Genomic DNA, 8,619 nt, shown 5'->3' with positions numbered 1-8,619 from the left:
GGGACCCAACATTACTTATTATAAAATCAACGGCGGCGCAACTCAAACAGGAACGGCTATTCTATTAACCAGCTCGGGCACCTACACTGTAAAATACTGGTCTGTTGACAATGCAGGAAACACAGAACAAGATACCAGTATTCCGGTAAAAATAGATAAGGGCAAGCCTGCCGTGAGCCTCAGCTCACCTGCAGCATGTGCTGCTCTAAACACAAACACTCCGACTTTGAGCTGGACAGGAAGTGACGATGCCAGCGGAATTTCTTACTATGAAGTCCAAGTTGATAACAATAACAACTTTGCATCGCCTGAATTTACAAAAACAACTTCAAGTACATCAACTACTACAAACTCTCTCCCTGATAACACTTATTACTGGCGAGTGAGAGCTGTAGATGATGCAGGAAACGTGGGTGACTGGCAGTCAAGAAGCTTTACCATATCTACAGGACCACCAACTAATTTGAATATTAAGATTAATAACAATGCGCAGTTTACAAACTCAACCTCAGTTACACTCACGCTCTCAGCATCTCAAAATGCCTACGAAATGTGCTTCAGCAACGATAATTCAAGCTGGAGCTCATGGGAAGCTTTTGCAAATACTAAATCTTGGACTTTGCAAGGCTCTGCGGACGGCACAAAGACTGTTTACTTCAAATGCAGAAACCTCTACGGAAACGAGTCTGAAGTTGTAAATGACACCATAGTTCTAGATACCACACCACCAAGCTTGCAAATCACCAAGCCTCAAAGCGGTACAATGACAAATAAAGAGAATATTACCGTGGAAGGAGAGGTCAGAGATTTGAACGGAATAGAGAAAGCAGAGATTTTAGTGAATGTGAGCGTTTACTCATTAACTCTAGTAGATGGTAATTTCAGTCAACTTGTTAAACTTTCTAATGGGACTAACATTGTAAAGCTCAGAGCAAAAGATAACGCAGGCAACCGGGCTGAAAAAACCATTGCAGTAACATACGATCCAACCGTGCCGACGCTCATAATTTACACGCCTCAAAATAACTCAATTACTAATAACTCACAATGCTTGGTATCTGGCAAGACAGGGGCTGGTTGCGTGGTATTTATTGACCGTGTATCAATTCCTTTGAATTCTTCATACGAGTTCTCTAAAACAGTCATTCTTACCGAGGGGCTCAATACGATAAATATAACTGCGATAAATCTCGTAAGTACCGGAAGAACTGTTCTTCTCCATATATTGTTTGACTCTATAGCTCCTTCTCCGCCGAGCAATCTATCGATAGCTCCGTCTGACTGGTCACGCTCAAATAATTTCACAGTAAGTTGGGATGCGCAAGAAGACGAAGGGAACATATCAGGAGCTTGGTATAAACTTAACTATCAACCATGCAGCAATAATGATGGTATCTTCGTTTCCGAACGGCTTTTTACAATTCAACTCTTTGAAGAAGGCTCTCAAGTACTTTATTTATGGCTACAAGATAAAGTAGGGAATACCAACTATAATAATTTTAGCACTGCACTAATAAAATACGATTGCACTCCACCTGCAAACGAGCATGCTCTCAATGGATTGCATGGAAATAACGATTGGTGGTTGAGTAATCTCAGCATAACACTAGCGCCTGTAGATAACTTAAGCGGGATTGCTTTTATAAAATATAGGATTAACAATAGCTCTTGGGAAATTTATACCGGAAAAATAATTCTTTCTGAGGGCTTGTGGCTTGTAGAATATTTCGCTGTAGATAATGCTGGCAATATAGCTCCTAAGTCTCAGGTCTATGTCAAAATAGACCTTACAGCTCCTGAGAATGTAATAATTCAAAATATTCCTAGGTATATTAATACAAGCAATATAACACTTTCATGGAGTGAGAGCAGAGACGAGCTAAGCGGGCTGAGGGGCTATCGAGTCGAGTGCAATAATAATCTTACATATTGGGTTAATGCTACCAACTGCACATTAAATCTTTTAGAAGGAGTCTACAACATAAGGATAGCAGTATCGGATCTAGCTGGAAATATTTGGCAATCTGATTTTATAACTCTAATTTGTGACTTAACGCCGCCAACAACAAATATTTTGCTGAGCTGTAATTGCTCGCATGAGGAATTGTTCGGCTCCGAAGTTAAAGTTGAATTTTATTTTGGAAAAGATACCTGCGGTATAAAGGAAACAAGGTATAGAATAGACAACGATAAGTGGCAAGCTTATAATTCTAGTTTCTTGCTGGAAAAAGATGGCAAGTATACTATCGAGTACTATAGTATAGATTTTGCAGGCAACGTAGAACAGCCTAAAGCTAAGCTTGTAGTTATTAACAGAGCGCTTTTCGCACCTACTGTAAAGCTACTAGCTCCTTCAGAAAACGCAGAAATTACCTGTAATACTTCGTGCTTTTACAATGCAAGCTCGCCTTTGAACGAGAGCGTCGAAATTAAAGTTATGCTCTTTGGTAAATATATGAAGGCAATAATTTTAGAGAACTGTACAAATACAGGCTGGTTTTTATTAGAGCCCGCGCAGTTTATAAACGGAAGATATATACTTGAAATTACAGTCTCAGATGGTTTCGGCAGATATTCTACTGACAAAATAAATATTAGTATAAAGAACAGATTAATCATAGATTTGAAGTTTGATTCTAGAGCTGCAGCGGTAGCTCAAAGAATACCTATTTCGGTAACTATATGCAATTATTATGCGCATGGCTACTTTTATATCGGGCTATATATTAACGATACCTGTGCGGACTTAAATTGCACACCCGCTATCCAGGAGTTTGAGTGCGCTACTTTCTATCTCTTTTGCACCGTTGGCGAAAAAGAAGATTGCGAACTATCAGTAAAACTTTTTAATAGCGATAAAGAATTTATTGAAGAGCGAAAAGCTCAGCTTAAAATTTTAAGCGAAGCTCTCCGCTCGGAGAATAGTTATAAGCCTATACTCAGTGCATCATACTTCCATATAGCAATTTTAGTGTTAGTTACAACTTGCTTAGCTGTAGGCTGTTTGAAAGTTAGAGCTGAAAAGCGTCGGAAACGCAACTCTAACTTTGAAATTGGCAAGGTTAAGTCGCTCGATGAAGTAAATCAAGAATTTAAGAATTACGAGGAAAAACTTAAAAGGAGGTGGAAATGAAGATGATGGAGGAGCTGGATAAGTTAAGTACTCAAGAGCTTAGAAGGTTGATTACAAAACTATTAGAGCAGTGGGGTAGAAAGAAATTTGAAGAAGGACTTAGAAAGGCTACAAAGGAGCCTTGCGAGTTAGAGCTGAAGCTAGGAGCTAACGGAGACTATAATAAAATTGCAAACTGCACTCTAAAAGATAAGATACTATTGTACATCGCAGATACTAGTTATAATAACGGGCATAACAACAACTCGTTGATATTCTCAAGGTCTGCAATTGCTAAAGCGTTAAGTGTTGCGGAATCGCAAATTTCAAGAGCTGCAAGAAAGCTACTTGTGCAAGGAAGTATTTTAAAGAAGCGTGTCTACGTGCCTCAGACAGGCAAGTTCAGAGATGTCTATGAGGTTACTACTCAAGGCGCTTTTTTAGCACAGGAAATAAAAGAGAAACTGGAAACTTACAATACTTGGTTGTAAAAAGCAACAAATAAATAGGAGCTGAGAGCTATGATTATAGCAATGAGCGAACTGGTAATAATAGCAACGGTGCTTGGGACTATACTCACCGCCCTCTGTGGTTACATGGCTGTGCAGCAAACACGCGGAATTAAGTGCCTTAAAGAAATAAGCAAGGATATGAAAGTGCACATGCACCAGCTGCACGAAGAGCATAAAGAGCTAGGCGAAAAGCTAGGTGAAAAAATAGACAGCGCAATGGAAAAACTAGGTGAAAAAATAGACAGCGCAGCGGAAAAGATACTTACTGCGATAACATCATCAAAGTAACTTATTTCTTTTTCCTCACGCGCCAGCGCGCCACCTTCGCCCTGGCTATATTTCCTTTTTTATCTGTGAAAAAAGCAACAAATAAATAGGAGCTGAGAGCTATGATAATGGTAATGAATGCCGAAGTACTTACGACCGGAATAGGACTTACAATAGCAGTAATCACACTAGGCATTACTATCTACCTTACAAGCAGGGGCACTCAAAAACTATTGGACAGGCCCACTTAAATGCACTGTTTACAAGCCAAAATAAGTAACTCATTCTTAACCTATAAATAGAAGGAAAGTGATAATTATTGCTATGAGCGAGCTGGTAGTAACAGCAACTCTGTTTGGATCCGTTATAACCGGATTTTGCGCTGTCTTAACAGTGGTTTCTATTAAAACTTCTAAGGATATAAAGAATATTTGTGCAGATACTAAAACTATTGTTAAAGAAATCAGAGAAATGGATAAATATACGAAAGTGCATATGCGCCAGCTCCATGAAGAGCACAAAGAAATGTTACTCCAAAATAATTTTTAAATTTGCCTGTGATACTCATTGTAATTTCAGCTCAAGACGAAGCAAGTTTGAATATAAAAGATAAAATTCTAAAGCTAAGAGCTTGGAAAAAAGCTGACGAGCTTTATTTTTATAACGAGCTTGTTTTAAGCACAATAAACGATTACCATCTATATCATAACAATATAGATTTAGAATTAAAACAAAAAATTGGCAAGAATATTGAGCATGTAATATTCGCATCCAAGCATAAAAGTGAGACAAAGCTGTCTACACTAAGTGTTCATTCAATAGGTAATTATGGTATAGCAGAGCTTGGAGGAAAAGATAGAGAGCTCGTTCCTGCTTCGCCGCATCTTAAGAGCGAAGCATTAAGAATATTAGCTAAGAAAGCAAAGGAGAAAAATTTAGAATATAAAATTTCTTTTGAGGTAACGCATCACGGCCCTTTCCTCAGCACTCCAAGCTTTTTTATAGAAATAGGGAGTGATGAAAGTGCTTGGAAAGACGGAAGTGCTGGCGAAATTATTGCGAGCACTATTTTAGAGGCAGTTAGAAATAAGCAAAAATATCCAATTGCAGTAGGAGTGGGTGGCAGCCATTATGCACCTCGGTTTACAGAAGTAGCGCTAACCAAAAAAATTTCGTTTGCGCACCTTGTACCGAGCTATCAAATTGGTAATTTAAACGACGAAATGATTGACAAGCTTTTAAAAGTTTCAAGTGCTGAGGTAGTCTACTTCCATAGAAAAGCGCTTAATAAAGAGATCTATAGAAAACTAGAGGAAATATTTACTGAGAAAGGTATGAAAGTTGTAAGAGAAAAGGATTTGGAAGATTTATAGCGTGCTATTTTCTCTGCGATACCAAGACATTCCAAATAATCTTCTAAAGTATGGCATAAACTAGGAAATGAGTCTGAGGTTATCTCAGAAATTATTTTGTTTTTTTCTATTACTGTTTTTACAAACTGATAGTTATCTATTCTTAGCGAGCTTTCAATGATAGAGCAAATTTCTTTGCTCTCGTAATCAAGCACAAGCTTGCAGTAAATTTTCATTTTCTCAGCCCAATTGTCTTTCTATAATTTCAGCTAATATTTTCAAAAACTCGTTGAGTTTATGCTCTGCTATTGTGGCGCCAGCTGCAATTGCATGACCGCCACCATGACCTCCAACAGCTTCAGACGATTTTTTCAATGCCGCTGCCAAATCAAGACCTTTTATTATTAGTTCTTTGCTACCTCTAGCAGAAATTTTCAGTTTACCATTGCTTGGCGAAAATGCGATTACAGGCTTGCCTTTGTCAAGTAGATAGCTTATACCTATACCTGCAACTACACCAGCTAGACTGGGATTATTGCACCTAAAATACTGGACTCTACCAAGAGTTTTTATTTTAGTTGGTAGAGACAAAACTTCTTTTCTTAACTCTTCCCCGTAACGAGTTTTAAGCTCAATTCCTTTAGCAATAAAATCTTTATTTAGGCATATAGCAAGTCCTAAAGAGGCGTTGTCAGTTCTACCGCACGCATCTAGTATAGAGGCAAGTTCGTGAGCGTAAATCTGATACTTAGCAATGTAGTAGCGATTAAATTTCCGCTCTAGAATTTCGTAATCCACATCTCGCGCAAGTGCATGAATTAGAAAAAGCGAATTTAGGTAGCGCTCTTTTGTTTTCGATAACTTGTAAAATTTCTCAATTGAATATTCCTCTTCAGTTAAGCTAAGACCTTTCTCAATTTTTAGTTGCTTTTTTTCTAAAGCTTTATCTATGACTTGCTTGTTAATACCTCGTAACGGCAATTGCTTGTCACCGACCATTCCTGCAAGTGCTAGCCCAACAAGATCATAATTACTTTCTGCTCTGTTTTCTGCTAAAAGATAGGCTAAACAGGAAGCGCAGCATTCATCGCCACCGTTGATGCCGAACAAATGCGGATTTATATGATAAACTAAAGATTCCTTTTCAGGAAAATGATGGTCCAAAACAATTATAGTTCTGTACTTAGCCTGTAGCTTTTCAACTTCTTCTATTTTGCTGCTACCTAAATCTAAGAACATAGCTAATTCGCTGGAAGACTTCTCTGCCAGTAGCTTTTTAATAAGGTCGGATGAAAAATCTTTTACTATGGTGCATTGAAATTTTATCTTCTCTCTCAGCAAAAGATTGCAAATAATACCTGCAGCAGCGGTGCCATCGCTATCGTAATGCGATATTATTCTAGCAGCGCTAATATCTTTTGAAAAGAGGCTTGCCACTTCTTTGATTCTCTGGAACATGACTATTCTACAAATATTCTAGCCGACTCAATAGAATACTCCCAGTCCTGTGGCAACACCTGCTCCTTCTTGTAATACTTTACAAGACTCCTAATCTTAGATTCTATTAGAGTAAGTCCGCGCTTGTTATGGTAATCCCTAGGATTTTTCTCAACATGCTTAGCAGTAGCTACTGCTCTTTTGATGAGAGCTCTAAGATCTTCAGGTATTTTGGGCGCTAACCCTTTAGCTCTGAGAATCTCAGTAATACTTTTACCAGTAGCTGATTTCACATTACCAACACCATATTGATCTCTTAAAATAACACCAATTTTAGCGCTAGTAATACCTTCTTTTGCAAGTTTAAGAGTTGTTTCTTCAATCTCACTAACGCTTAACGGCTGCCACGCTGGCTTGGCCTTCTCGTGTTCGAGAGGTTTTTTCCTTGTGAATGGTAACGGCATTATTTTCACCCCTTCAACTTAACTTTAAAACAGTCAATAGAACTAATAAAATCTTGGAAGCTAATCTTCTCCTTGTACTCTTCCAAGCATTCATATCGATTAGGGCAGAGCAGGCAACTTCTTCCTATAAAACTGCGCAATTTAAGAACTGTCCTTTCATCGAGCTCTATAAAAGTATCTGAATAGATAGCACCTTCAACCTCTTTGGGATAAGCTATGATGTTCTTCTCAAGCTCCTGGGCAGGTAAAGGCTCTGCTTCTATAATCACGGGCGCTCTCTCCTCAGCAACTGTAGCTTCTTCTTCGATGGCTTCTTTTTTAGGAGGTGGCATCCACATAATCGTTATCACAATAAGTATTATAAAAAGAGCAGAGCCTAGATAAAGCCACTGGTCAAAGCCTAAAGGCTCATAAGCTCTTGCATAGCCTAATGTTTTACCAAGTGCCAATAAAATTACCCAAACAGTATAAATTATTGCAACTATAGGTATGAGCAGGAACCATCTGCTTCTAAGCTCTACAGAAGTCATCTTAAAAGAGTATATGGAATAAGGTATAATTAAAAGTTTTCTACTTAAATGATTTAGGAGTTTATAAAATTTCTATGACTGTCTCACCTCTCACCTTCTCATGAGGAAACATTAAATTTACCCTAAGAATGTACATTCCTGGAGAATACCCGTCTGTTTGCCACACATCTTTTGTAATAAATTCTTCAGAGTGGGGTGGAATTACTCTAGGGTAGTCTACCGGAGTAATGTCTACTCCCGAATGATAAACTTCTTCTTCACCAGAATTTTCTTTCTTATAAATTAGAATTTCATAATTCGGGCTCATTAAACTAAAATTTTCCTCCATATCATTAACAATGAATATCGTATAAGTAACGTTCTCTCCTTGCGCGTATATTTTTTGTCAGTAACTATTTTAAGCCAGACCTTTGGAGTACCACTATCTGTTATACTGCTCCGCCAAACTGATATCGCCGCTACCACCGCGATAACGCATACTGAGATACACAGCAACATCCAAAATTTTTTGTGCTTTTTATACGTACCTATAGTAGACATAATTATCTCCTGGAGGATTATCAATCCACATTATTCCTAGATCGGGTCTTCCGTCTGTATCTAAATGAGCAAAGGCAATTCCAGCACCTTGGTTTTCATGTCCTACCCAACCGGGCTTAGTTTTTAGTGAGAATATCACTTAAACTCAGCAGATAGATTCAACGAAAAAGCTAGTCAAGAATAGCCTCGTCGCTGAGTTTACTCGTAGATTATGGCAGTTTCTGTTCGCGCTACGCCCACAATAGCATGGATTTTGGCAAGCACAAGCTCTGAAAGTACTTTGAAATCACTAGCCTCAACAAGCGCTATTACGTCAAATGTCCCTGTAACAGCATATGCTGAGCTCACACCATTAAGCTTAGATACTGCCTCAGCTACTGGTTTAGCCTTGCCAGCCACTGTCTG

General features: G+C 38.4%; 12 protein-coding genes. 6 read left to right on the top strand and 6 right to left on the bottom strand.

Going from position 1 to position 8,619, the window contains the following annotated elements; translation table 11 throughout:
• The 6 genes from QMD21_06700 to QMD21_06675 all read left to right on the top strand — a co-directional run.
• A partial coding sequence (locus tag QMD21_06700; GenBank protein MDI6856449.1) for an Ig-like domain-containing protein occupies positions 1-3,133 on the top strand: 3,133 nt, incomplete at its 5' end.
• Complete coding sequence (locus QMD21_06695; protein ID MDI6856448.1) at positions 3,130-3,603, top strand: hypothetical protein; 474 nt, start codon at positions 3,130-3,132, stop codon at positions 3,601-3,603. The genes QMD21_06700 and QMD21_06695, both read left to right, overlap by 4 nt.
• A 30-nt stretch (positions 3,604-3,633) precedes the next feature.
• Positions 3,634-3,912, top strand: a complete 279-nt coding sequence (locus QMD21_06690; GenBank protein MDI6856447.1) for a hypothetical protein — start codon at positions 3,634-3,636, stop codon at positions 3,910-3,912.
• A 101-nt stretch (positions 3,913-4,013) separates the two neighbouring features.
• A complete protein-coding gene (locus QMD21_06685; protein ID MDI6856446.1) occupies positions 4,014-4,142 on the top strand; it encodes a hypothetical protein in 129 nt (42 codons plus the stop codon).
• A 73-nt stretch (positions 4,143-4,215) separates the two neighbouring features.
• Complete coding sequence (locus QMD21_06680; GenBank protein MDI6856445.1) at positions 4,216-4,440, top strand: hypothetical protein; 225 nt, start codon at positions 4,216-4,218, stop codon at positions 4,438-4,440.
• Positions 4,441-4,448: 8 nt separating this feature from the next.
• Positions 4,449-5,264 (top strand): D-aminoacyl-tRNA deacylase, encoded by an 816-nt coding sequence (locus tag QMD21_06675; protein MDI6856444.1) that lies wholly within the window; start codon positions 4,449-4,451, stop codon positions 5,262-5,264.
• A 219-nt stretch (positions 5,265-5,483) separates the two neighbouring features.
• Here QMD21_06675 and QMD21_06670 read toward each other — a convergent pair whose 3' ends face one another.
• The 6 genes from QMD21_06670 to QMD21_06645 form a co-directional block, all read right to left on the bottom strand.
• Positions 5,484-6,701 carry a DHH family phosphoesterase gene (locus tag QMD21_06670; GenBank protein MDI6856443.1) on the bottom strand — a complete coding sequence of 406 codons (1,218 nt, stop codon included), beginning with the start codon at positions 6,699-6,701 and terminating at the stop codon, positions 5,484-5,486.
• Positions 6,702-6,703: 2 nt separating this feature from the next.
• On the bottom strand, positions 6,704-7,144 hold the full coding sequence (locus tag QMD21_06665) for a 30S ribosomal protein S15 (GenBank protein ID MDI6856442.1): 441 nt from the start codon (positions 7,142-7,144) through the stop codon (positions 6,704-6,706).
• Between the two features lie 5 nt (positions 7,145-7,149).
• Positions 7,150-7,674 (bottom strand): hypothetical protein, encoded by a 525-nt coding sequence (locus tag QMD21_06660; protein MDI6856441.1) that lies wholly within the window; start codon positions 7,672-7,674, stop codon positions 7,150-7,152.
• A 61-nt stretch (positions 7,675-7,735) separates the two neighbouring features.
• Positions 7,736-7,981, bottom strand: a complete 246-nt coding sequence (locus tag QMD21_06655) for a hypothetical protein (protein MDI6856440.1) — start codon at positions 7,979-7,981, stop codon at positions 7,736-7,738.
• Positions 7,982-8,191: 210 nt separating this feature from the next.
• Complete coding sequence (locus tag QMD21_06650; protein MDI6856439.1) at positions 8,192-8,353, bottom strand: hypothetical protein; 162 nt, start codon at positions 8,351-8,353, stop codon at positions 8,192-8,194.
• A 59-nt stretch (positions 8,354-8,412) separates the two neighbouring features.
• Positions 8,413-8,619: Lrp/AsnC ligand binding domain-containing protein (locus QMD21_06645; GenBank protein MDI6856438.1), on the bottom strand; the 207-nt coding region annotated here is incomplete at its 5' end.

This window comes from Candidatus Thermoplasmatota archaeon, assembly GCA_030018475.1.
Taxonomy (GTDB): domain Archaea; phylum Thermoplasmatota; class JASEFT01; order JASEFT01; family JASEFT01; genus JASEFT01.
Note: the sequence above shows the minus strand (reverse complement) of the source record. Positions and strands in the feature narration are given on the sequence as shown.

Bases quoted from the DNA above. Each gene is read 5' to 3' on its own strand.
- QMD21_06695 (MDI6856448.1), top strand. From the start codon at position 3,130: ATGAAGATGATGGAGGAGCTGGATAAGTTAAGTACTCAAGAGCTTAGA.
- QMD21_06690 (MDI6856447.1), top strand. From the start codon at position 3,634: ATGATTATAGCAATGAGCGAACTGGTAATAATAGCAACGGTGCTTGGG.
- QMD21_06685 (MDI6856446.1), top strand. From the start codon at position 4,014: ATGATAATGGTAATGAATGCCGAAGTACTTACGACCGGAATAGGACTT.
- QMD21_06680 (MDI6856445.1), top strand. From the start codon at position 4,216: ATGAGCGAGCTGGTAGTAACAGCAACTCTGTTTGGATCCGTTATAACC.
- QMD21_06670 (MDI6856443.1), bottom strand. From the start codon at position 6,701: ATGTTCCAGAGAATCAAAGAAGTGGCAAGCCTCTTTTCAAAAGATATT.
- QMD21_06665 (MDI6856442.1), bottom strand. From the start codon at position 7,144: ATGCCGTTACCATTCACAAGGAAAAAACCTCTCGAACACGAGAAGGCC.
- QMD21_06660 (MDI6856441.1), bottom strand. From the start codon at position 7,674: ATGACTTCTGTAGAGCTTAGAAGCAGATGGTTCCTGCTCATACCTATA.
- QMD21_06655 (MDI6856440.1), bottom strand. From the start codon at position 7,981: ATGAGCCCGAATTATGAAATTCTAATTTATAAGAAAGAAAATTCTGGT.